The organism is Streptomyces sp. CB09001 (assembly GCF_003369795.1).
Lineage (GTDB): Bacteria > Actinomycetota > Actinomycetes > Streptomycetales > Streptomycetaceae > Streptomyces.
This window is the reverse complement of sequence record NZ_CP026730.1, coordinates 549,254-571,854: the sequence shown is the minus strand read 5'-3', so window position 1 is coordinate 571,854 and position 22,601 is coordinate 549,254. Positions and strand designations below refer to the sequence as shown.

The window sequence follows — 22,601 nt, the reverse complement described above, 5'->3', positions numbered from 1 at the left end:
CCTTACGCGCCTGCCGCGGTCGCGGCGATGAAGTCCAACGAGTCCTCGGGCGAAAGGGCATGGATCAGAAGGGCGTTGAAGGCCTCGGTATAGGCCTCTAGGTCTTCTTTCCGTTCGAGGTGCAGGCTACTCGTCAAGTGGTCGAGAACAACCACGTCCAGATCAGAAGTGCTCGAAAAGGAGAAGATTACGAAAGGGCCGGTGACACCGATGTGCGCCCCGGCGGCAAACGGCAGAACCTGGAGCCGGACATGGGGGAGCTGCGCCGCCTCGACCAGTCTGGCCAGTTGACGGGCCATCACCCCGGGCCCGCCCACCTCCCGGCGCAGCACCGCCTCGTCCAGGACCGCGCTCAGCTCCAGCGGCGGCTCGCCCCGCAGCACGTCCTGCCGGGCCAGCCGGACCTCCACCAGCGTGTCCAGCCGTTCCGCCGGCATCCCGTCCACGGCGGCCCGCGTCACCGCGCGGGCGTACTCCGGCGTCTGGAGCAGGCCGGGCACCACCGTGGTCTCCAGCGTGCGCATCGCGCTGGCCTGCGACTCCAGGCTGATGAAGTCGCGGTACGTCGGGGGCAGCACCCCGCGGTAGGCGTGCCACCAGTGGTGGCGCCCCCCGGCGTCCTCGGACCGCGCCAGCATCACCAGCAGCCCCCGCAGCTGCTCGTCGGCCACGCCGTAGACGTCCAGCAGTAACCGCACGTCGGCCGGTTTGGCCCCGCTCGTCCCGGTCTCGATCCGGCTGACCTTCGACTGGTGCCAGCCCACGAGCCGGGCCGCCTCGCCGCTGGTGATGCCCGCCGACGTGCGCAGGGCGCGCAGTTCCGCGCCCAGCTTGCGGCGGCGCACCACGGGACCGTGCTGCATGGGACAACTCCCTTACTCCTTATGAGCCGCCCAAATACGCTCTGCCGTCGCAGAGTTCACCGCTTCGAGCGACAGATATATGCATATCTTGGTGGATCGCCGCCCTTCATGGGCCTGGTGATGGCAGTCTGGCGGTGAAGCACCAGTCCGGGACCGTACTCGAACCATCCGCTCCGTGTCGGGCCTGCGGTCCCGTGAGAAAGGGACGACGTCGCCATGGCAGACCATCTGGAAGCATCCGTCACTCTGCCGAGCGATCCCGCCTCGGTGGCCGCCGCGCGGACCTACGTGGTCGGCACCCTGGCGGAGTGGGGCTTGCCGGGCGACGCCGATCTGGCGGACACGGTGCGGCTCATCGTCTCCGAACTGGCGACCAACGCGGTCCAGCACACGTTCGGGCAGTCGCCCACCTTCACGGTGGACCTCGTTCTCGACCGCGACGAGCGGCTGCGTCTCGGTGTCACCGACAGCCACCCGCGCTTCCCCAAGCGTCTGCCCGCCGCCGTCCAGCAGGACAACGGGCGGGGCATGGTGATCATTCGCTGGCTGACCGCCGAGTGCGGCGGCAGGCTGAGGGTCAGGCCCACCCGCGAGGGCGGCAAGACCGTCTCCATCGAACTGCCCTGGGCGCCCCCGGGCGGACCGGCCGCGCCCGCGGGGGTGACGGCGGGACAGAACGCCACCACCCCCGCGGGCGGGCTACTTGACCCGGCCGTACCAGACGCTTGACGTCCAGATCCTCTCCAGGCGCACCACGGCGCCGGTCTTCGGCGCGTGCCAGATCCTGCCCTTCCCGGCGTAGATGCCGACGTGGTAGACGCTGCTGCCGGAGTGGAAGAACACGAGGTCTCCGGCCTTGCGGTTCCGCACGGAGACACGGCTGGTCCTGTTGTACTGCTGGGCCGCGGTGCGGGGCAGCTTCTTGCCGGCCTTCTTGAACGAGTACAGGGTCAGGCCGGAACAGTCGAACCGGTGAGGACCCGTGGCACCCCAGCGGTACGGGGCGCCCTTCTTGGAGGCCGCGATCTTGAGGGCTTTCGTCGCATGGCTCGCCGCGGCCGCCTCGGAGGCGACACCGGGGACCACGACGGAGCCGCCCACGGCGGCGAGGGTGAGAGCCGAGGCCGTACCGGCACGGGCCATCAGCGACGGGACACGATTGAGCGCGGACATGCGCAACCCTTCGTCAGCCGCCTGTGAAGGATGACCTGTCGGATTCGGGCTGGCGAAGTTGCCCGGCCGCGGTGTGCGGCTTCACCCCAAGGACCGCTGAGCCCGGCGCCTCCCGCGGAGGCGGCCGTGCCGGCGACCCGTCGTGCTCGGGTCCTCCACTCCTGCCGATCCACTTCCCTTGCGACCGGTCGTCCGGACGGCGGCAGGACTCGGCGTCCGCCCGGACCGCCCCGCCGCTGCGGCGGGGGCTTGTCGTCAGTCACGGATCTTGTCCCGTCCTGAAGGGAATTCCCAACGGAACGTGCCCTTTGTGTTGTTACGTGCCACTCGCCCGTTCGGGTCGACGCCTCCTGTTCGAAGTGCCGCCGCGAGCGGTGACGGCCCCGGGACCAGCGGCGCAGTGGTGTGCGGCACGGGCGGAGCGCACGGGTGCCGCAACTTCGACCGGTCGCGAATCGGAGGTGTTCCTACGCCGAAAGGGGGTACGTCGTTTGGTCCGTTTCGTCCCGGTCCGGATGCGTCCGGATGTGATGGGTCCGGATGTGATGGGTCCGGATGTGATGGGTCCGGATGTGATGGGTCCGGATGTGATGGGTCTGGATGTGATGGGTCTGGATGTGACGGGTCTGGGTTCGAGGTGCTCAACTCTCGGAAGCGGGCGGGAGGCCGAGCCGCGCCGTCCGCCGCTCGCCGTCGAGTACGCGCAGCGCCCGGGCCAGGGTGGCGGCGTGCACCTCCGTCTCGCCCCGCCGGTGCATCAGCGCCAGCGCGTCACGCAGCGCCGCCGCCTTGCCGACCAGTGCCTGGGCGGCCCGCAGCCCGCGGTAGGTGTCGCCGTCCCGCCCCGGGTTGATGCGTCCGAGCAGGTCGACGACGTCCAGATAGCGATCGATGACCTCGGCCTCGGCCCGGGTCAGGGCGGGCAGCGGCGGCAACTCGGGTGGCAGCACGGGCGGATCACCTGGCGCCGGACGGGGCGGGCGGGGTCCTGCGGCCCGGCACGATCCGGTCCACCAGCCCGTACTCCAGCGCCTGTCGGGCGTCCAGGACCGTGTCCCGTTCGATGTCCGCGGTCACCTGCTCGGGAGTGCGGCCGGTGTGCCGTACGAGGATCTCCTCCAGGCGGGCGCGGACGCGGACCAGTTCCTCCGCGTGGACGGCCAGGTCGCTCGCCTGCCCCCGCACCGGTTCGGTGAGCGCCGGCTGGTGGAGCACCACCCGGGCGCCCGGCAGGACGGCGCGCTTGCCGGGCGTGCCCGCCGCCAGCAGCACCGCGGCGGACGAACCGGCCTGCCCGAGGCAGGTCGTGGCTACGTCGCAGGCGACGTAGCGCATCGTGTCGTAGATCGCGGTCATGGCGGTGAAGGAGCCGCCGGGCGAGTTGACGTACAGCTCGATGTCCCGGTCCGCTGCCTGGTGCTCCAGGTACATGAACTGCGCCATCACGTCGTTCGCGGTGGTCTCGTCGATCGGTGTCCCGAGGAAGACGATCCGCTCCTGGAGCAGCTTGGAGTACGGGTCCGTCGTCCGGGCTCCGGTACTCGCGTGCTCGGTGAACTCCGGCAGGACATGGCGGGCGGACGGCCGGGTCATGACGAACCCCTCCTCGTGGCAGAACCGACTTCGACTGCGCTGTCTCTGTAAAAAATGTACAGGATGTACGCTGGCTGGGAGTGGATTCGGGCGGAACCGTAAGCTGGGCTCATGGCCTACGAGATTCCGGTGACGCAAGCCAGGGCCGAGCTGGCCGACCTGATCAACCGGGTGGTGTACGGCGGCGAGCGCGTCGTCGTGACGCGGCACGGCAAGCCTCTCGTCGCCCTCGTCTCCGCCACCGACCTGGAGCGGCTGGAGGAGGTCCAGGAGTCCTCGGACGCCCAGGTGATCACCTCGGTCGCCGCGGTCCACGACGCGGCCGCCGCCTCGGCACCCCGCGAGCATCACCGCTTCGGCATCGCCGCCGAGCACCGGGGGCCGAACCCGTCCTGACGCGGCCGTGCGTCCGGGCGGCGGCACGCGGGAAGCGCCCGTGGCATCGGTGATCAATCGGTCAAAACCGGGTGACGTGGCCCTAACGCTGTAGCCCTGGTCCGCACCCCGATCCACCCGCGGTTTCTCGGACCGTGCGGGCCCGGTGCACCGGGCGGTTGGGACGGACCGGCCGGGCTGGCGGGACACCGCGCGGTCGGACTGCTGGTCGTCGTACGGCCCGGCTTCGCCACCGAGCCACCGGCTGCGCGCGTGTTCGAGGAGGGTGCGGCCGTCATGCCGCTCGCGGGGCCCGCCGCGCTGGACTCAGTCTCCGTCGACGGTCGGCCGAACGGCTCCGCCGATCGAACGCCCTTCTCCGTTTATCGGATTGGCAAAGAAGTAGTACTGGCTCTGTTCTCAGGAAACCCACAGCGGCGAGGATCCCCGTACTTGTCGCGAGAACACGTACGGGGAGGGCCACTTGAGGAAGAGCAGCATACGGCGGAGGGCGACCGCGTTCGGCACGGCCGGAGCGCTGGTCACCGCCACGCTGATCGCCGGCGCCGTCTCGGCACCTGCCGCGAGCGCCACCCCGGCCGACGGCCACGGGCACGGGCGGGGCTGGGACCGGGAGGCGCGCGGTGCCGCCGTCGCCGCCGCCCGCGCCGCCCGGGCGGGCATCGACTGGGAGGACTGCGCCGCCGACTGGAACCTGCCCAAGCCCATCCAGTGCGGCTACGTCACGGTGCCGATGGACTACGCCAAGCCGTACGGCAAGCAGATCAAGCTCGCCGTCGACCGCATCGGCAACACCGGCACCAGGAGCGAGCGCCAGGGCGCGCTCATCTACAACCCCGGCGGCCCCGGCGGCTCCGGCCTGCGCTTCCCGGCCCGCGTGACGAGCAAGAGCGCGGTGTGGGCCAACACCGCCAAGGCCTACGACTTCGTCGGCTTCGACCCGCGCGGCGTCGGCCACTCCGCGCCCATCTCCTGCGTCGACCCGCAGGAGTTCGTCAAGGCGCCCAAGGCCGACCCCGTGCCCGGGTCGGAGGCCGACAAGCTCGCCCAGCGCAAGCTCGCCCGCGAGTACGCCGAGGGCTGCCTCGAGCGCAGCGGCGAGATGCTCCCGCACATGACCACGCCGAACACCGCGCGCGACCTCGACGTCATCCGCGCCGCCCTCGGCGAGAAGAAGCTCAACTACCTCGGCGTCTCCTACGGCACCTACCTCGGCGCGGTCTACGGCACCCTCTTCCCGGACCACGTCCGCCGCATGGTCGTCGACAGCGTCGTCAACCCGTCCCGCGACAAGATCTGGTACCAGGCCAACCTGGACCAGGACGTCGCCTTCGAGAGCCGCTGGAAGGACTGGCAGGACTGGGTCGCCGAGAACGACGCCGCCTACCACCTCGGCGACACCCGCGCCGAGGTCCAGGACCAGTGGCTGAAGCTGCGCGCCAGGGCCGCGAAGGAGCCGCTGGGCGGCGTCGTCGGACCGGCCGAGCTGATCTCCTTCTTCCAGAGCGCCCCGTACTACGACTCGGCCTGGGCGCCGACCGCGGAGATCTTCAGCCAGTACGTCGCCGGTGACACCCAGGCGCTCGTCGACGCCGCCGCACCCGACCTGTCCGACACCGCGGGCAACGCCTCCGCGGAGAACGGCAACGCCGTCTACACGGCCGTGGAGTGCACCGACGCCAAGTGGCCCGCCAACTGGCGCACCTGGGACCGGGACAACACCCGGCTCCACCGCGACCACCCGTTCATGACCTGGGCCAACGCCTGGATGAACCTGCCCTGCGCCACCTGGCCGGTCAAGCAGCAGACCCCGCTGAACGTGAAGACCGGCAAGGGACTTCCCCCGGTGCTGATCGTCCAGTCCGAGCGCGACGCGGCCACCCCGTACGAGGGCGCCGTCGAACTGCACCAGCGGTTCAGGGGCTCCCGCCTGATCACCGAGCGGGACGCCGGCTCGCACGGCGTCACCGGCCTGGTCAACCCGTGCGTCAACGACCGGGTCGACACCTACCTGCTCACCGGCAGGACGGACGCCCGCGACGTGACCTGCGCGCCGCACGCCACGCCCAAGCCGTAACCCGCACGGGGCGAGCGGCAAGGGGGCGACCGGTCCGACCGGTCGCCCCCTTGCTCCTGTGCCGCTACCGTTCCGCGGCGAAGGCGTCCTCCGCCGCGTAGTCGAAGAGGTCGCCGTACGCCTTGAACATCTTCGGATAGGCCTCCCGCCAGTCCCGCCCGGCCAGCCGCTCCTCGATGAAGGCCACCGTCTCCGGCAGGGCGTCGGCGTACCGGACCACCGGGCGATAGCCCAGTTGCTCCCGGGCCGCGCTCATGTCGCACACCACCGGCGCGGGCACGCTCCACGGGGTGTCCCCGACGCCGTCCGCCGGCGGGCCGTCCAACAGCACGTCCCGCGTCCGGACGCCCATCACCGCGTCGATCGCCGCCGCGATCTCCGTCACCGTCGGGGCGTCCGGATCCACCGCGTTCAGGACGCGCGTGCCCGGTCGCGGGGCGGCCAGCCGGATCAGCTCGGCGATGTTGCGCACGCTCGCCGGGTGGAAGCGGCTCGCACCGCCGTACGCGAGTACGCGCCGGCGCCTGCCGTCGAGGTTGCGCTTGACGAAGTACAGCTCGCGCGGAGTCCGGCAGTACGGGCCGTGGATCGCGCCCGCCCGCAGCAGTGTCACCGGCAACCGGTCGCCGGCCGCGAGGAGTTCCCGCTCCAGCGCCGCCTTGCCGGTGCTGTACGAGCCGTCCCCCGGGCGGACGGTGCGCTGCGCCTCAGTGATCGGCACCGGGTACTCGGGGAAGCCGTCGGGCTCGGCCTGCGTGTCGAAGTTGCGGCCCCTGTCGTCCTCGTAGACCGAGACACTGGAGATCACCACCGCCGAGCCGACCCGCCCGGCGAGCGAGACCAACTGCCGTGCCTCCCGCTCCCCGTAGGCCACCACGTCCACCAGGACGTCGCAGCCCTCGCCCACCGCCGCCGACAGCGCCGCGTCGTCCTCCCGGTCGGCCCGGACCACTTGTACGTCCTTGGGCCACCGCCCGTCCCGGTCTCCGCCCCGCGAGACGGCCGTCACCTCCCAGCCGTCCCGGGCCAGCGCGTCGACCGACGCCCGCCCGATCTGTCCCGTCGCCCCGATCACCACTGCACGTGTCATACGGCGACGGTAGGCGTCCGGCCGCCCGACGGGCACGCCCTTCTGCCGACGGCAGATGGGGGGCGTGCCTGCTAGCGGTGCGGCAGCCGGGGGAACTTCCGGCCCTGCGCCGCCTTCTGGGCCTCCTCGGCCTTCACGTCCGCCGCGTACCGGTCGACGTACTCCTGACCGGACAGGGAGAGGATCGCGTAGACGATCTCGTCGGTGACGGCGCGCAGCACGGCCTTCTCGCCCTCCATGCCCGCGTAGCGGGAGAAGTCGAGGGGTTCGCCGAAGCGGATGACCACCGGGTGCAGCTTCGGGATCTTCCGGCCCGGCGGCTGCGCCTCGAAGGTGCCGATCATCGCGCAGGGCACGACCGGTACCCCGGCCCTGAGCGCCATCACCGCCACGCCGACCTTGCCCTTGTACAGCCGGCCGTCGTGCGAGCGGGTGCCCTCCGGATAGATGCCGAGCAACTCGCCCCTGCCCAGCACCCCGAGCCCCTCGCGGATCGCCGCCTGTCCCGCCTCCTTGCCCGAGCGGTCCACGGGGATCTGCCCCGCGCTGCGGAAGAAGAACGCGGTCAGCCTGCCCTTCAGGCCAGGCCCGGTGAAGTACTCGGCCTTGGCCAGGAAGGTGATGCGGCGCTTGAGCACCGCGGGCATGAGGAAGTGGTCCGAGAAGGAGAGGTGGTTGCCCGCGACGATGGCCGCCCCCGATCCCGGCACATGGTCGAGCCCTTCGATCCGGGGGCGGAAGACGACCCTCAGCAGCGGGCCCAGCAGTACGTACTTGAGCACGTAGTAGAACACGGTGTGTCTCCCAGTTCTCCGGGCTCCCGGCCGGTCGTCCGCGGCCGTTGATCGATCGTAGCCCGACCTCGCCGAAACCGACCGGGACCGGTTCGGCCGCTCTTCGGTCAACTCGATTGACGCGGCACCGCCCCTCCTCTGTGCTGTCCAGCAGTGGAGGCGCGAAGCCCGGGCGGCGCACGGCCCGCGGCGGGGGCGCGACCGGGGGAGGGCGGATGACCGGTGGATCGGCACGGACGGCCGGACCGGCGGGGGCGGCCGGGGCTCCGTGGGCCGAGTTCGGGCGGCAGTTGCGCTCCCTGCGCAGGGCGGCCGGACTCACCCAGCTGCAACTCGGCCTGCGCGTGGGCTATCACCACTCCGCGGTGAGCAAACTCGAGGCGGGCCTGCGCGAACCGCCCGTGGGGCTGGTGCGGCGGCTCGACGCGGTGCTGGAGACGGGCGGCGAACTGGCCGCGGTCGTCGCCGCGCCGCGCGAGGTGCCGCGGAGACCGGGCCGCTTCCCGGCCGACCCTGCGCTGTTCGCGCCGCTGCCCGGCGCGGACGCCCCCGCGGGCAGGACGCGCCGGACTCCCGGATGTGGCCCGCGCGGCTGCCCGCCGAGGGGCTGGCCTGCCCGCTGCACGGCACCGCGGGGTGCGCGGTGCCCGAACCGGATGAGTTACCGGCGCTGCTCCACGGGCCGGGTCCGGCAGGCGGTCCGGCCCCGGCGTGGGGCTCCGGCACCGGAGCGGCGGCCGCCGAGGCGGAGGTGCTGCACGGCCTCACCGCGGTGCTGGCCTGCCTGATCCGGGAGGCGTTCCGGCACGAGGGCCGGGTGACGGCCGTCGAGGGGCTGCTGCGGGCCCTGGCCCGCTGGGCGGGCGAGGTCAACTCAGCCGGGCGGCTGCCGTACGGGCAGTTGCGGCTCGGCGCCCAGTACGCCCAGGTCGCCGGCCGGCTGCGGATGGAGCGGGGGCAGATCGGCGTCGCCATGGCCTGGTTCGGGCACGGACTGCGCTGGGCGGACGCGGTCCAGGACGCCTCGGCCCGCGCGACCCTGCTCAGCGACATGTGCACCCTGGTCCGGCTCGACGGGGACCCTTCCCTGATGCTCGGGTACGCGCAGGGCATCGGGGCGGTGGACGCCCGGCGCCGGTGGATGGCCACCCTGTCGGACCTCTACCAGGCGCGCGGTCACGCCCTGGCGGGCGACGCGGCCGCGTGCCGGCGGCACATCTCCCTGGCCCGGCGGGGGTTCGCCCGCCTCGGCCCGCAGGACCACCTGGAAGCGCCCTGGATGGCCGGGGCCGAAGGCGCGATGCGGGTGGACTCGGCGATCGGCGGCGCCCTGCGGGACCTCGCCGTGGCGACCGGGGACCGGGCGGCGGCCCGACGCGCGGTCGACGCCACCGCACGCTCGCGCGCCCAGGTGCCGCCCCAGATGCGCGGCGCCCGGCTGCTGCTCACCCTGCGGCTGGCGGACAGCTGGGCGTGTGCGGGCGATCCCGGCGCCGCCGTCGCCCTCGCCTCGGAGGTCCTGCCGGAGGCGGTGCGCTCGCGCGAGTCGATGGTCACCGCCGAACTGCGCGGCCTGCACAGCCGGCTCACCGGGCGGTGGGCCGACCTGCCCGAGGTCAGGGCCTACCGGGAGCGGCTGCGGGACGCGGGGGAGTGAGGCGGCGGAGCGCTCCGGTGGCGCTCGGGGCAGCGAGGCGCGCGGCACCTCTGCGCCGCGCACACGAACTTGCCGGATTTTGACAGGTCTGGACCAAGCTCGCGGAGTCGTTGATTCCGGTGTGGCGGGGTGTGAGGGTTCCGCCAGCCCGCGACATGACATGCAAATGACACCTGATGGACGCGTCCCCGCACCCCAGGGTGCGCGTCCGGCATGTCACGGCCCGGGCCGGCCCGCAAGGAGCCCCCCACTCTCACAAGGAGCCACGATGCTCAGACAGACCGCGGTGGCCGGGACAGTCCTGGCCATGACACTCGCAGGGGTGGTGGTACCGGCCTCCCTCGCCTCGGCGTCGGAGCGGTCCGCGCCCTCCGCGGCGGAACCCAGCCCCGTCGAGAGGGCCGTCGCCGCGGCCGACCAGGCCGTACGCAGCGGCCTGGACGCCCTCGTCGCCGGCGGCCCCGACGAGCAGTACGACCGCCACCAGGTCACCCCCTGGGACAAGAACCTGTTCTCCGTCGCCTACGAGCGCACCTACAACGGTCTGCCGGTGGTCGGCGGCGACGCCGTCGTCCTCGCCGACGGCGAGGGCAGGGTCCGCGCCGTCCGGTCCGCCACCGAGGGCGCGACAGCCGTGCCCACCGAGGCCCGGATCAAGTCCGAGCAGGCGGTGAGGATCAGCCGCGAACGGCTCGCGAACGTCGACAAGGTCGACTCCAGGCGCCTGGTGGTCCGCGTCAAGGACGACGTCCAGACCCTCGCCTGGGAGACCGTGCTCGTCGGCACCACCAAGGACCATGCGCCGAGCAAGCTGCACGTCTTCGTCGACGCCCGCACCGGCAAGGTCGTCGACAGCTACGACGACGTGAAGGCCGGCACCGGCCACAGCGAATGGAACGGCCCCGACCCGCTGACCATCGACACCTCCCGCTCCGGCAGCCAGTACGCCCTGCGCGACACCACCCGCCCCGGCCTGCAGTGCTCGGACTACAACGGCGGCCTGTTCACCGGACCGGACGACGACTGGGGCACCGGCAACGCCTCCAGCCGTGAGACCGGCTGCGTCGACGTCATGTACGCGGCGCAGAAGGAGTCGGACATGCTCCGCGACTGGCTCGGCCGCAACGGCCACAACGGCAACGGCGGCAGCTGGCCCACCTCCGTCGGGCTCAATCAGCTCAACGCCTACTGGGACGGCTCCCGGGTCACCATCGGCCACAACAGCGCCAACAAGTGGATCGCCGGCATGGACGTGGTCGGCCACGAGTACGGCCACGGCCTGGACAGCTTCACCCCCGGCGGCGCCAACCACGAGAGCGGCCTGGGCGAGGCCACCGGCGACATCATGGGCGCCCTCACCGAGGCCTACGCCAACCAGCCCTCCGGGTACGACACCCCCGACTACACCGTCGGCGAGGAGATCAACCTCCAGGGCCGCGGCCCGATCCGCAACATGTACAACCCGCAGCTGGTCAACAACGACCCCAACTGCTACTCCTCCGCCATCCCGAGGACCGAGGAGCACGCGGCCGCCGGGCCGATGAACCACTGGTTCTACCTCCTCGCCGAGGGCTCCAACCCCGGTGGCGGCAAGCCCTCCAGTCCCACCTGCGACGGCAGCCAGGTGACCGGCATCGGCATCCAGAACGCCGGAAAGATCTTCTACGGCGGGATGCTGCTCAAGACCAGCGGCATGACCTACAAGCGGTACCGCTCCGCCACCCTCACCGCGGCCAAGAACCTGGACGCGTCCTGCGGCCTGTTCGACGCCACCAGGGCGGCCTGGAACGCGATCGACATCCCGGCCCAGAGCGGCGACCCCACCTGCACCCGGCAGGAGACCGACTTCTCGCTGGCCCTCAGCCCGGCGAGCGGCAACGCCGAGGCCGGTTCCGCGGTCGACGCCACCGTCAACACCACCACCGTCACCGGCAGCGCCCAGCAGGTGTCGCTGACCGCCACCGGCACCCCGCCCGGCGTGAGCGTCACCTTCAGCCCGTCGACGGTCACCTCGGGCTCCAGGTCGACGATGCGCGTGTCCACCACGGCAGGCGCCGCCGCCGGTACCTACTCGCTCACGGTCAAGGGCACGGCGGGCAGCAAGAGCCACACCGCCCAGTACACCCTCACCGTGGGCGGCGGGAACAACCCGGGCACGCCGCCCGACGTCGACGTCGCCCAGGTGCAGGCCCACCTGGCGCAGTTCGGCTCGATCGCCGCGCAGAACGGCGGCAACCGCCGGTCCACCGGCACCGGGTACGACGCCTCCCTCGCGTACGTGAAGGGCAAGCTCCAGGCGGCCGGCTACACCGTCACCGAGCAGACCTGCACCTCCGGCTGCTCCGCCGGCGTCGGCAACAACCTGATCGCCGAGTGGCCGAAGGGCGACGCGAACAGCGTCTACATGTTCGGCGCCCACCTCGACGGCGTCTCGGCCGGACCCGGCATCAACGACAACGGCTCCGGCTCCGCCGCGCTCCTCGAGACGGCGCTGACCCTGGCCGAGCAGAACCCGACCATGGAGAACCGCGTCCGCTTCGCCTGGTGGACCGACGAGGAGCAGGGCCTGAACGGCTCCGACTTCTACGCCCGGAACCTCTCCACGACCGACCGCTCCCGGATCAAGGCCTACTACAACTTCGACATGGTCGCCTCCGTCAACGGCGGCTACTTCATCAACAACCTGTCCTCCTCGGCGTCCGCCCCGATGCGGGAGTACTGGACCTCCCTCGGCCTCGCCCCGCAGGAGAACGTCGAGGGCCAGGGCCGCTCCGACGACTACTCCTTCCAGCAGGCCGGCATCCCCACCTCCGGCTACGCCACCGGCGCCTCCGCCATCAAGTCGTCCTCGGAGGCCGCCAAGTGGGGCGGTACCGCGGGCCGGTCCTACGACCCGTGCTACCACTCCGCCTGCGACACCACCGCCAACATCAGCGCCACCGCGCTGAACCGCAGCGCCGACGGCATCGCCTACACGATCTGGAAGACCGCCGTCGGGGACGCGCCCAACCCGCAGGACGACTTCTCGATCTCCGCGAACCCGTCCTCGGGCACCATCGACCCGGGCAGCTCCGCGTCCGTCACCGTGAACACCGCCACGACCGGCGGCGACGCGCAGAACGTGCGGCTGTCGGCATCCGGCGCGCCGACCGGTGTGAGCGTGAGCTTCAGCCCGGACTCGGTCACCTCCGGCCAGTCCTCGACCGCCACGGTCCAGGTCGCCGCGGGCACGGCCGGCGGCACCTACACCCTGACCCTCACGGGCACGGGCACCGTCACCCACACCACCACGTACACCCTCACCGTGCCCGGCGACGACGGCGGTGAGACCACCTGGCAGCTGGGAGCCACCTACGCGGCCGGTGACGAGGTGAGCTACGACGGCGTCAGCTACCGGTGCATCCAGGGCCACACCGCCTACCCCGGCTGGGAGCCGCCGAACGTCCCCGCCCTGTGGCAGCGCCTCTGACCCGCGGCTGAGAAAGGCCTGACACGCCGACGGGCGGTGGGGTTCGCACCGAACCCCACCGCCCCCGGCGTGTGCCCGCGACCGCGGCGTCAGAACTTCGGCGTCGGGGCCTGCGCCTCCACCATCTCCGCCGCCTCCTCCTCGGTCTGCACCGACGGCGGGGAGCCCGCCAGCGGCTTCTGGGCCGTCTCCTTCATGCAGGCCACGGCCACCACACCGATCAGGGCCGCCGCCATCGAGTAGTAGGCGGGCATCATGTCGGAGCCGGTCACACTGATCAGCGCGGTGATCACCAGCGGCGTGGTCCCGCCGAACAGCGACGCCGACAGGTTGTAGCCGACCGACAGGGACCCGTACCGCACGTTGGTCGGGAACATCGCCGGGAGCGCCGCCGACATCGTGCCCAGCAGACAGACCAGCGACAGGCCGAGCATCAGCATGCCGCCCGAGACCGCGAGCAGACTGCCGTCCTGCACCAGCACGAAGGCCGGTGCGGACAGCACGAAGAACCCGATCATGCCGGTCATCAGGACGGGCTTGCGCCCGAAGTGGTCGGACAGCCGGCCGACCTGGTTGATGATCAGCATCAGCAGCACCATCGTCGCCACCAGGATCATCAGGCCGTGGCTCTCGCTGTAGTCCAGCTCGTCCGACAGATACGTCGGCATGTACGACAGCAGCATGTAGTCGGTGATGTTGTACGCGCCGACCAGCGCGATGCACAGCACCAGCGCCCGCCAGTGGGTGCGGAAGATCTTGGCGAGGTCGCCCCGGGCGGTGGTCTCCACCGCCGTCGCGGCCTCCGAGACGTGGACGTTGGAGTCCTCCAGCTTCAGGTACGCCGGCGTGTCGTCGAGCCGCAGCCGCAGGTAGATACCGATCATGCCGAGCGGAAGCGCGGCGAGGAACGGGACGCGCCAGCCCCATGAGTCCATGCCGTCGCTGCCCAGAATCGCGGTCAGGGCGGTGACCAGAGTGGCGGCTGCGGTGTACCCGGCCAGCGTCCCCAGCTCCAGGAAGCTGCCGAAGAACCCGCGCCGCTTGTCCGGCGCGTACTCGGCGATGAAGGTGGACGCGCCGCCGTACTCGCCGCCGGTGGAGAAGCCCTGGAGCAGCCGGAACAGGATCAGCAGCAGCGGCGACCAGAAGCCGATCGAGTCGTAGCTGGGGATGAACCCGATGGCGGCCGTGCCGATCGCCATGAGGATCATCGTCAGCGCCAGCACCTTCTTGCGGCCGATCTTGTCGCCCATCGGGCCGAAGACCATGCCACCGATCGGCCGCACCAGGAATGCCACGGCGAACGTGGCGAACGAGGAGAGCAACTGCGCGGTGTCGCTCCCGGACGGGAAGAACACCCGGCCGATGGTGCCCGCCAGATAGGCGTAGATGCCGAAGTCGAACCACTCCATGGCATTGCCGAGGGAGGCCGCCTTGACGGCACGCTTGACCGCGGCCTCGTCCGTGACGGTGATGTCCGACCGGCGCAGTCGGGGGTTCTGCCGGCGCTTGATCGCCCGGAACAGGGCGGGGTGGCGGCGCACCGCCGCGGCGTCGGTCTCCGGTCCGTTCTCGGTGGGGGACGTGGCGGCCTCCCTTTCCACGCGCAGACACTCCAGGAGGAGAACTGCTCGGTCGTACGTCTTTCAGCTCGTACCCGTTCCCCCGATCATGCTGGGTATGGTCGTGACTTCGGTCATGTGACTGGGCCGATGAGGTGAGCGGCCGGTGAGTACGCTTCACACATGCGTATCTCCGTCTCCTCCGACATGGACGAACCCGTGGCCCGGCTCCTCGTCGAGGAGCTGCGCGCACGCGGCCACGAGGTGCGCGCGCACGGCGCACTGAGCCCCGGGGCGGACCCGCGGTGGGCCGCCTGTTCCGAGCGGGCGGCGCGCGAGGTCGCCGAGGGACGGGCCGACCAGGCCGTGGTGTGCTGCTGGACCGGCACCGGCGCGTCCATCGCCGCCAACAAGGTGCCGGGCGTCCGCGCGGCCCTGTGCGCCGACGCCTACACCGCCGACGGGGCCCGCCGCTGGAACGACGCCAACGTGCTCGCCATCGGCCTGCGGCTGACGTCCGGACCGCTGCTGCGGGAGATCCTCGACGCCTGGTTCGCGGGCGGCCCGAGCGAGGACGCCGAGGACCGGGACAACGTCGCGCACGTGGAGCGGCTCGACGAGGACCGCCGAGCCGCTCGGTGAACCCGGGGGAACGGGTCAGGGAGCCAGCACCTTCTCCAGCGTCCCGAGGGCGCCCGTCAGCTCCTCGGCCGTGACGGTCAGCGGCGGGGCCAGGCGGATCGTGGAACCGTGGGTGTCCTTGACCAGGATGCCCTCGCGCATCAGCCGCTCACTGACCTCGCGTCCGGTGCCCAGCGCCGGGTCCACGTCGACGCCCGCCCACAGTCCCCGCGCCCGGAAGCCGACGACGCCCCTGCCGACCAGGGCGGCGAGGCCCTCGCGCAGCACCGCGCCCAGCTCGGCCGCCCGGCGCTGGAACTCGCCGGTCTCCAGCAGCTCCACCACCGCCGTGCCCACCGCGGCGGCCAGCGGATTGCCGCCGAAGGTCGAACCGTGCTCGCCCGGGTGCAGCACGCCCAGCACGTCCCGGCGGCCCACCACCGCCGACACCGGGACGATGCCGCCGCCCAGTGCCTTGCCGAGCAGCACCACGTCGGGCACGACCGACTCGTGCTCGACGGCCAGGGTGTGCCCCGTGCGGCCCAGACCGGACTGGATCTCGTCCGCGACGAACAGACAGCCCTTGCGGCGAGTCAGCTCCCGCACCCCGGCCAGATAGCCGTCGTCCGGGATCAGCACGCCCGCCTCGCCCTGGATCGGCTCGATCAGCACGGCCGCCGTCGTCTCGTCGACCGCCGCCTCCATCGCCGCCAGGTCGTTGTACGGCACGATCCGGAAGCCCGGAGTGAAGGGGCCGAAGCCGGAGCGGGCCGTCTCGTCGGTGGAGAAGCTCACGATCGTCGTCGTACGGCCGTGGAAGTTGTCCGCGGCGACCACGATCGTCGCCCGGTCGGCCGGGACGCCCTTGACGTCGTAGGCCCACTTGCGGGCCACCTTGATGCCGCTCTCCACCGCCTCCGCGCCGGTGTTCATGGGCAGCACCATGTCCGTGCCGGTCAGGGCGGCCAGCCGCTCGGCGAAGCCCGCGAGCCGGTCGTTGTGGAAGGCGCGCGAGGTGAGCGTGAGCCGGTCCAGCTGCCGGTGGGCGGCCTCGACCAGTGCCGGGTGCCGGTGGCCGAAGTTGAGCGCCGAGTAGCCGGCCAGCATGTCCAGGTAGCGGCGGCCCTCGACGTCCTCGACCCACGCGCCCTCGGCGCGGGCCACGACGACGGGCAGCGGGTGGTAGTTGTGCGCCAGGACGGGCTCCTCCGCACGGATCAGTTCCTCGGAGCCGCGGCTGGTGCGGGCGGGTGCGGTCATGAGCGGGTCTCCCGGATCTCCTGGGTGCAGCACTTGATGCCGCCACCGGCCTTGTGGAACTCGGACAGGTCGACGGGGACCGGCACGTAGCCGAGACCGTCGAGTCGCTCGGCCAGCCCCCTGGCCTCCGGAGCGATGAACACGTGCCGTCCGTCGGACACGGAGTTGAGCCCGAACGCCATCGCGTCCTCGCGGGAGGCGAGCACCGCGTCCGGGTAGAGCCGCTCCAGCACCTCGCGGCTGCCGGGCGAGAAGGCGCCCGGGTAGTAGGCGATGTTCCCGCCGCTCCCCCCGCTTCGGCCGTCCCCGTCGGTCCCGTCCGTCCCGTCGTCGAGCACGAACAGGGCCGTGTCCAGGTGGTAGAAGTACGGGTCCACCAGGGTCAGCGAGATCACCGGCACGCCGAAGAACTCCTGCACCTCGCGGTGCGCCGCACGGGTGGTGCGGAACCCCGTGCCGGCCAGGATCCAGCGGCCGGCCGGGACCAGGTCGCCCTCGCCCTCGCAGACCGACTCGGGGTGGTGGACCTCGAAGCCCTCCGTCTTGAACCACGCCTCGAAGGGCACGGACTCGGGTCGCCGCTCGGGCGCCTGGAAGAGGGACCCGAAGACCCGGCCCCCCACCACGACCGCGCAGTTCGCGGCGAAGACCATGTCGGGCAGTCCGGGGACCGGCGCGACGGTGTCCACGGTGTGGCCATGGGCACGGTAGGTGCCGACCAGCGCCTGCCACTGGTCGAGGGCGCGGATGACGTCGACGGGCCGGTCGGTGCTCATCCACGGGTTGATCGCGTACTGCACGGCGAAGTGTCTGGGTTCGCAGACCACGAAGCGCCGCCGGCGCGGCACACGGGACTCGGTCACAGAGGGGTACCTCCGCTTTTCACGGTGTGTGACGGGGTGTTGACACCACGGTAAGAAGTGACGACCGCGCCCGACAAGCGACGAAAGCTGCGTCTTCCCGCCGGATCGCTGCGTTGTACCCCTGGTCAGCGCACGTCTGCTGCGCCGTCCGGGGCGAGCAGGGCCGCCCCTGCCTCGGGACTGTCCGGGATCAGGTGGGACAGCACCATCACACTGATCGTCTTCCGGATGAACGGCTCCGCACGAATCCGCTCCAGCACCTCCTCGAAGTGCTCCACGTCGCGCGCCCGCACGTGCAGCAGCGCGTCCGCGCCCCCGGTCACCGTCATCGCCGCGGTGATCTCCGGATAGCCCCGCACGACCTCCGCGAGCCGCCGCGGCGGCGCCGCCCCCTCGCAGTACACCTCCACGTACGCCTCCGTACGCCACCCCAGCGCGGAGGGCCGCACCGTCGCCGTGAACCCGGTGATCACGTCGGTCTCGCGGAGCCGGTCCACCCGGCGCTTGACCGCGGTGGAGGACAGTCCGATCTCCGCGCCGATCTCGGCGAAGGACGTCCTGGCGTTTTCCATCAGGGCGGTGACGATCTTCCGGTCGAGTTCGTCGAACGAAGCGGGCCTGCTGTTCATGCGGGCACTGTATCCAGGGGATACCGGCACGTCGCAGGCGTGTGCAGGCGCGCGGATCGCCCCTACACTCCACGTTCATGCTGCGCGCCCTGGCTGTCGACGACGAACGCCCCACGCTCGAGGAACTCGTGTACCTGCTGAACGCCGACCCCCGCGTCGGCACGGCGGAGGGGGCGAGCGACTCGACGGAGGCGCTGCGCCGCATCAACCGGGCTCTGGAGTCGGGCCCCGGCGGTCCCGACGCCATCGACGTCGTCTTCCTCGACATCCAGATGCCCGGCCTCGACGGACTGGACCTCGCCCGGCTGCTCACCGGGTTCGCCCGGCCGCCGCTGGTCGTGTTCGTCACCGCGCACGAGGACTTCGCCGTCCAGGCATTCGACCTGAAGGCCGTCGACTACGTGCTCAAACCGGTGCGCAGGGAGCGGCTCGCGGAAGCGGTGCGCCGGGTCGCCGAGCAGCGCGGCACCGCCCCCGTGCCCGCCCCGCGCATCCCGGTGCACGAGCCCGATCCCGACCACATCACCGTGGAACTCGGCGGCGTCACCCGCTTCGTCCCCGTCGACGAGATCACCCACGTCGAGGCCCAGGGCGACTACGCCCGCCTGCACACCGACCGCGGCAGTCACCTCGTCCGCATCCCGCTGTCGACCCTGGAGGAGCGCTGGCGTGCTCGCGGCTTCGTCCGCATCCACCGCCGACACCTCGTCGCCCTGCGCCACGTCGGCGAACTCCGGCTCGACGCCGGTACCGTCAGCGTCCTGGTCGGCACCGAGGAGCTCCAGGTCAGCCGGCGTCACGCCCGCGAACTGCGGGACCTGCTCATGCGGAGGCCGTGAGCCGTGCCCCAGGACCCCACCGAACGCCGCGTCACCGTCACCGGCCCGCCCAGGCGCACCGTCCCGCCCGCCCGGCTCCGCTCCCGCGGGCGCCACCCCCAGGCCACCGGCGACCACCGGCCGCGCACCGAGATCGACGAGCAGACCACCCTCGGCCACACCTACGTCCGCTCCCTGATGCGCAGCCAGCTGCGCGCCGGCCTCACCGCCCTCGCGGTCCTCGGCCTCCTCGTCGGACCGCTGCCCCTGCTCTTCGCGGCACTGCCCGACGCCCGCGGCCTGGAGTGGGCCGTCCTCGGCTTCGGCCTGTACGCTCCGCTGGTCCTCCTCGCCCGCTGGTACGTGCGCCGCGCCGAGCGCAACGAACGCGACTTCGTGCGGCTCGTCGAGGACCGGTGACCATGCCGGACGACGCCGTGAAGGCACCATGAACTCCAGCTACGCCATACCCGCCGTCGCGCTCGTCGTCGTGGCCACCGTCCTCGTCGGCGCCTTCGGCCTGCGCATCTCCCGCACCACCTCCGACTTCTACGTCGCCTCCCGCACCGTCGGCCCCCGCCTCAACGCCGCCGCCATCAGCGGCGAGTACCTCTCCGCCGCGTCCTTCCTCGGCATCGCGGGCCTGGTCCTCGTCCAGGGCCCCGACATGCTCTGGTACCCGGTCGGCTACACCGCCGGCTACCTCGTCCTGCTCCTGTTCGTCGCGGCCCCGCTGCGCCGCTCGGGCGCCTACACGCTGCCCGACTTCGCCGAGGCCCGGCTCGCCTCCCAGGGGGTGCGGCGGCTCGCGGGGGCCTTCGTCGTCGGGGTGGGCTGGCTGTACCTGCTGCCCCAGCTCCAGGGCGCCGGGCTGACGCTGACCGTGCTCAGCGGGGCGCCCGACTGGCTGGGCGGGGTGATCGTCGCCGTCGTCGTCACCGCCATCGTCGCCGCCGGCGGCATGCGCAGCATCACCTTCGTCCAGGCCTTCCAGTTCTGGCTCAAGCTCACCGCGCTGCTCGTCCCCGCCCTCTTCCTGGTGCTGGCCTGGCAGGGCGACGGCGCACCCGGCCGCCCCTTCGAGGAGCCCGCCACCTTCCGGGAGCAGCGTTCCGTCCGGGTCGACGACAGTCTCACCCTCAAGCTGGAGGAGCCGCTGACCGTCACCGTCGACGGAACCGTGGACGGCCGCGCCCACGACGGCGACCGCGTCGCCCTGCCCGTCGGCACCCACCGCATCGAGGCCGGCGCCCGCCTCACCTTCGCCGCGCACACCCCCGTCCCGGCCGCCGGACGCGGCGCCGACGACGCCCTGTCCCCCTCCCGGGCCGAGAGCCGCACGGAACGCCCGCTGTACGCGACGTACGGCCTGATCCTCGCCACCTTCCTGGGCACCATGGGCCTGCCGCACGTCGTGGTCCGCTTCTACACCAGCCCGACCGGCGTCGCCGCCCGCCGCACCACCGTCGCCGTGCTCGGCCTCATCGGCGCCTTCTACCTGCTGCCGCCCCTCTACGGCGCCCTCGGCCGCCTCTACGCCCCCGAGCTGACCCTCACCGGGGACGCCGACGCCGCGGTCCTGCTGCTGCCCGACCGGGTGATCGGGGGAGTGGGCGGCGACCTGCTCGGCGCGCTGGTGGCGGGCGGCGCCTTCGCCGCGTTCCTGTCCACCGCCTCGGGGCTCACCATGGCCGTCGCGGGCGTCCTCACCCAGGACGTACTGCCCTCCCGCGCCGTGCCGCACTTCCGCCTCGGCACCCTGCTCGCCATGGCCGTGCCGCTGGCGGCGAGCGCACTGGTCGGCGGGCTGCCGGTGGCCGACGCCGTCGGCCTCGCCTTCGCCGTGTCCGCCTCCTCCTTCTGCCCGCTCCTCGTCCTCGGCATCTGGTGGCGGCGACTGACCCCGCCGGGCGCGGCCGCCGGGATGCTGGTCGGGGGCGGCTCGGCCCTGCTCGCCGTCGCCGCCACGATGGGCGGTTTCCCGGGCGGCGGCGGGGCGCTGCACGCGCTGCTCGCCTGGCCCGCCCTGTGGTCGGTGCCGCTGGGCTTCCTCACCATGGTGCTGGTCTCCCTCGCCACCCCGGGCCGGGTACCGGCCGGGACGGCGGCGATCCTCGCCCGCTTCCACCTGCCGGAAGAACTGCGCACGGAGGAACTGCGCACGGAAGAACTGCGCACGGAGGAACCGCGTACCGACGGTCTGGAGGCGGCGGCCGACGTGCGCGAGGTACGCGAGGTACGCGAGGTGCGCGAGGTGCGCGGCGTGCGCGAGGAGCCGACGCGGTGAGCGGCTCCGTGGGCGGCTTCCTGGCGGGTCTCGCCGTCGCTCTGCTCCCCCTGCTGGCCGCCGGATTCTGGCTGGGGCGGCGCACGGCCCGCCCGCAGAACCTCGGCGGCCTGGGCACCCCGGTCGAGCACGCGACCTTCCAGACCCTGCACACCGCGTCCCTGGCCACGCCCCCACTGCGGGCGGGGCTGACCGCGGAGACCGCCGGGAAGTCGGCCCGCAAGCTGCGCTCCCTGCTGGGCACGGACGCGCTGTGTCTGACCGACCTCGAAGAGGTCCTGGTCTGGGACGGCGTGGGCAACCACCACCGCACCGAGATCATGGAACGCCTCGCGGGACCGCTGAGCACGGGCCGCGGCGAGGCCTTCCGGCTCACCTGCGACACCCCGGACTGCACGGTGCGCTGGGCCGTCGTCGCCCCGCTCACCGTCGACGACCGGGTGCACGGTGCCCTCGTCGCCTGCGCGCCCCGCGAGTCCGCCGTCCTGGTCCGCGCCGCCGGGGAGGTGGCCCGCTGGGTCTCCGTCCAGCTGGAGCTGGCCGACCTCGACCAGTCCCGCACCCGCCTCATCGAGGCCGAGATCAAGGCACTGCGCGCCCAGATCTCCCCGCACTTCATCTTCAACTCGCTCGCGGTGATCGCGTCCTTCGTGCGCACCGACCCCGAGCGCGCCCGAGAGCTCCTGCTGGAGTTCGCCGACTTCACCCGCTACTCGTTCCGCAGGCACGGCGACTTCACCACCCTCGCCGACGAGCTGCACGCCATCGACCACTACCTGGCGCTGGTGCGGGCCCGCTTCGGCGACCGTCTCGCCGTCACCCTCCAGGTCGCTCCCGAGGTGCTGCCGGTCGCGCTGCCCTTCCTCTGCCTCCAGCCACTGGTGGAGAACGCCGTCAAGCACGGCCTGGAGGGCAAGGCGGACCGCTGCCGCATCCAGATCACCGCCCAGGACGCGGGCGCCGAGGCCCTGGTCGTCATCGAGGACGACGGCGCCGGAATGGACCCCGACCTGCTGCGCCGCATCCTCGCGCGCGAGGTCAGCCCGTCGGGCGGCATCGGACTGTCCAACGTCGACGACCGCCTCCGCCAGGTCTACGGAGACGACCACGGCCTCGTCATCGAGACCGCCGTCGGTGCGGGCATGAAGATCACGGTCCGGCTGCCGAAGTACCAGCCGGGCGTGCACTCGGCGGGCCGGCTCGGTCGAGACTGAGCCGGCCCGCCGAGTGACGGGGCGCCCCGCGTGGGGGCTCAGGCGCTGCGCGTGGCCACCAGCCCCAGGGTGATCAGACCGAGCACGACCCAGCCGAACCACAGCCAGCCGTTACTCCCGAGCGCCACCGTGTACGCCGTCACCGCGACGAGACCACCGATGGTGAGCGCCCCCATCGTCTTCGTCGAACTGTCCGTGGAACCGGGCATCGCAACACCCTCCTCGTGTCCGTTGC

21 protein-coding genes, 2 pseudogenes and 1 riboswitch are annotated in these 22,601 nt (G+C 72.1%); of the genes and pseudogenes, 12 read left to right on the top strand and 11 right to left on the bottom strand.

Going from position 1 to position 22,601, the window contains the following annotated elements; all coding sequences use genetic code 11:
• Positions 1-2: 2 nt before the first annotated feature.
• Complete coding sequence (locus C4J65_RS02805) at positions 3-863, bottom strand: helix-turn-helix transcriptional regulator (protein WP_115740929.1); 861 nt, start codon at positions 861-863, stop codon at positions 3-5.
• 216 nt (positions 864-1,079) lie between these two features.
• Between C4J65_RS02805 and C4J65_RS02800 the strand changes: the two genes are divergently transcribed.
• On the top strand, positions 1,080-1,592 hold the full coding sequence (locus C4J65_RS02800) for an ATP-binding protein (RefSeq protein ID WP_115740928.1): 513 nt from the start codon (positions 1,080-1,082) through the stop codon (positions 1,590-1,592).
• Here C4J65_RS02800 and C4J65_RS02795 read toward each other — a convergent pair.
• The 3 genes from C4J65_RS02795 to C4J65_RS02780 all read right to left on the bottom strand — a co-directional run bounded on the left by C4J65_RS02795 (position 1,563) and on the right by C4J65_RS02780 (position 3,629).
• A complete protein-coding gene (locus C4J65_RS02795) occupies positions 1,563-2,036 on the bottom strand; it encodes a C40 family peptidase (RefSeq protein ID WP_115740927.1) in 474 nt (157 codons plus the stop codon). The genes C4J65_RS02800 and C4J65_RS02795 overlap by 30 nt on opposite strands.
• Before the next feature lie 35 nt (positions 2,037-2,071).
• Positions 2,072-2,135, bottom strand: a riboswitch (cyclic di-AMP (ydaO/yuaA leader).
• Between the two features lie 542 nt (positions 2,136-2,677).
• Positions 2,678-2,986, bottom strand: a complete 309-nt coding sequence (locus C4J65_RS02785) for a hypothetical protein (RefSeq protein WP_115740925.1) — start codon at positions 2,984-2,986, stop codon at positions 2,678-2,680.
• A gap of 7 nt (positions 2,987-2,993) precedes the next feature.
• The gene (locus C4J65_RS02780; protein ID WP_115740924.1) at positions 2,994-3,629 is read right to left on the bottom strand and encodes an ATP-dependent Clp protease proteolytic subunit; all 636 of its coding nucleotides are present in this window, start codon (positions 3,627-3,629) and stop codon (positions 2,994-2,996) included.
• 111 nt (positions 3,630-3,740) lie between these two features.
• Between C4J65_RS02780 and C4J65_RS02775 the strand changes: the two genes are divergently transcribed.
• The 3 genes and pseudogenes from C4J65_RS02775 (at position 3,741) to C4J65_RS02765 (ending at position 6,102) form a co-directional block, all read left to right on the top strand.
• On the top strand, positions 3,741-4,025 hold the full coding sequence (locus C4J65_RS02775) for a type II toxin-antitoxin system Phd/YefM family antitoxin (RefSeq protein WP_115740923.1): 285 nt from the start codon (positions 3,741-3,743) through the stop codon (positions 4,023-4,025).
• Between the two features lie 135 nt (positions 4,026-4,160).
• Positions 4,161-4,328: pseudogene (locus C4J65_RS02770) on the top strand (urease accessory protein UreD); the annotation flags it as partial.
• A 160-nt stretch (positions 4,329-4,488) separates the two neighbouring features.
• Complete coding sequence (locus tag C4J65_RS02765; protein WP_115740922.1) at positions 4,489-6,102, top strand: alpha/beta hydrolase; 1,614 nt, start codon at positions 4,489-4,491, stop codon at positions 6,100-6,102.
• 64 nt (positions 6,103-6,166) lie between these two features.
• Here the strand turns inward: C4J65_RS02765 and C4J65_RS02760 are convergent, their stop codons facing one another.
• Both C4J65_RS02760 and C4J65_RS02755 read right to left on the bottom strand, forming a co-directional pair.
• Positions 6,167-7,192, bottom strand: a complete 1,026-nt coding sequence (locus C4J65_RS02760) for an NAD(P)-dependent oxidoreductase (protein ID WP_162832987.1) — start codon at positions 7,190-7,192, stop codon at positions 6,167-6,169.
• Between the two features lie 71 nt (positions 7,193-7,263).
• Entirely contained in the window at positions 7,264-7,986 is a 723-nt protein-coding gene (locus tag C4J65_RS02755; protein WP_115740920.1) for a lysophospholipid acyltransferase family protein, read from the bottom strand.
• A 215-nt stretch (positions 7,987-8,201) separates the two neighbouring features.
• Between C4J65_RS02755 and C4J65_RS36475 the strand changes: the two are divergent.
• The 3 genes and pseudogenes from C4J65_RS36475 to C4J65_RS02745 form a co-directional block, all read left to right on the top strand.
• Positions 8,202-8,384: pseudogene (locus tag C4J65_RS36475) on the top strand (helix-turn-helix transcriptional regulator); the annotation flags it as partial.
• 179 nt (positions 8,385-8,563) lie between these two features.
• On the top strand, positions 8,564-9,643 hold the full coding sequence (locus C4J65_RS02750) for an XRE family transcriptional regulator (RefSeq protein ID WP_240330671.1): 1,080 nt from the start codon (positions 8,564-8,566) through the stop codon (positions 9,641-9,643).
• A 268-nt stretch (positions 9,644-9,911) separates the two neighbouring features.
• On the top strand, positions 9,912-13,112 hold the full coding sequence (locus C4J65_RS02745) for a M28 family peptidase (RefSeq protein WP_115740919.1): 3,201 nt from the start codon (positions 9,912-9,914) through the stop codon (positions 13,110-13,112).
• A gap of 89 nt (positions 13,113-13,201) precedes the next feature.
• Here the strand turns inward: C4J65_RS02745 and C4J65_RS02740 are convergent, their stop codons facing one another.
• Positions 13,202-14,716: an MFS transporter gene (locus C4J65_RS02740; protein ID WP_115740918.1), complete on the bottom strand. Its 1,515-nt coding sequence runs from the start codon at positions 14,714-14,716 to the stop codon at positions 13,202-13,204.
• A gap of 141 nt (positions 14,717-14,857) precedes the next feature.
• Between C4J65_RS02740 and C4J65_RS02735 the strand changes: the two genes are divergently transcribed.
• Entirely contained in the window at positions 14,858-15,316 is a 459-nt protein-coding gene (locus C4J65_RS02735; RefSeq protein WP_115740917.1) for an RpiB/LacA/LacB family sugar-phosphate isomerase, read from the top strand.
• Positions 15,317-15,331: 15 nt separating this feature from the next.
• Here C4J65_RS02735 and rocD read toward each other — a convergent pair whose 3' ends face one another.
• From rocD to C4J65_RS02720, 3 genes are all read right to left on the bottom strand, one after another.
• Entirely contained in the window at positions 15,332-16,555 is a 1,224-nt protein-coding gene (rocD, locus tag C4J65_RS02730) for an ornithine--oxo-acid transaminase (protein WP_115740916.1), read from the bottom strand.
• Positions 16,552-17,418: a dimethylargininase gene (gene ddaH / locus C4J65_RS02725; protein ID WP_115740915.1), complete on the bottom strand. Its 867-nt coding sequence runs from the start codon at positions 17,416-17,418 to the stop codon at positions 16,552-16,554. The genes rocD and ddaH overlap by 4 nt, the downstream gene beginning before the upstream one ends.
• A 125-nt stretch (positions 17,419-17,543) precedes the next feature.
• Positions 17,544-18,047: an Lrp/AsnC family transcriptional regulator gene (locus C4J65_RS02720; RefSeq protein WP_061446010.1), complete on the bottom strand. Its 504-nt coding sequence runs from the start codon at positions 18,045-18,047 to the stop codon at positions 17,544-17,546.
• 77 nt (positions 18,048-18,124) lie between these two features.
• Between C4J65_RS02720 and C4J65_RS02715 the strand changes: the two genes are divergently transcribed.
• From C4J65_RS02715 to C4J65_RS02700, 4 genes are read left to right on the top strand one after another with little or no spacing between them, the layout of a single operon-like run.
• Positions 18,125-18,886 (top strand): LytTR family DNA-binding domain-containing protein, encoded by a 762-nt coding sequence (locus tag C4J65_RS02715; protein WP_115740914.1) that lies wholly within the window; start codon positions 18,125-18,127, stop codon positions 18,884-18,886.
• Between the two features lie 3 nt (positions 18,887-18,889).
• Positions 18,890-19,285 carry a hypothetical protein gene (locus C4J65_RS02710; protein WP_115740913.1) on the top strand — a complete coding sequence of 132 codons (396 nt, stop codon included), beginning with the start codon at positions 18,890-18,892 and terminating at the stop codon, positions 19,283-19,285.
• A 28-nt stretch (positions 19,286-19,313) separates the two neighbouring features.
• Positions 19,314-21,152: a cation acetate symporter gene (locus C4J65_RS02705; RefSeq protein WP_115740912.1), complete on the top strand. Its 1,839-nt coding sequence runs from the start codon at positions 19,314-19,316 to the stop codon at positions 21,150-21,152.
• Between the two features lie 8 nt (positions 21,153-21,160).
• Positions 21,161-22,366: a histidine kinase gene (locus C4J65_RS02700; RefSeq protein WP_162833531.1), complete on the top strand. Its 1,206-nt coding sequence runs from the start codon at positions 21,161-21,163 to the stop codon at positions 22,364-22,366.
• Positions 22,367-22,404: 38 nt separating this feature from the next.
• Here the strand turns inward: C4J65_RS02700 and C4J65_RS36285 are convergent, their stop codons facing one another.
• The gene (locus tag C4J65_RS36285) at positions 22,405-22,575 is read right to left on the bottom strand and encodes a hypothetical protein (RefSeq protein ID WP_016325678.1); all 171 of its coding nucleotides are present in this window, start codon (positions 22,573-22,575) and stop codon (positions 22,405-22,407) included.
• Positions 22,576-22,601: the final 26 nt, after the last annotated feature.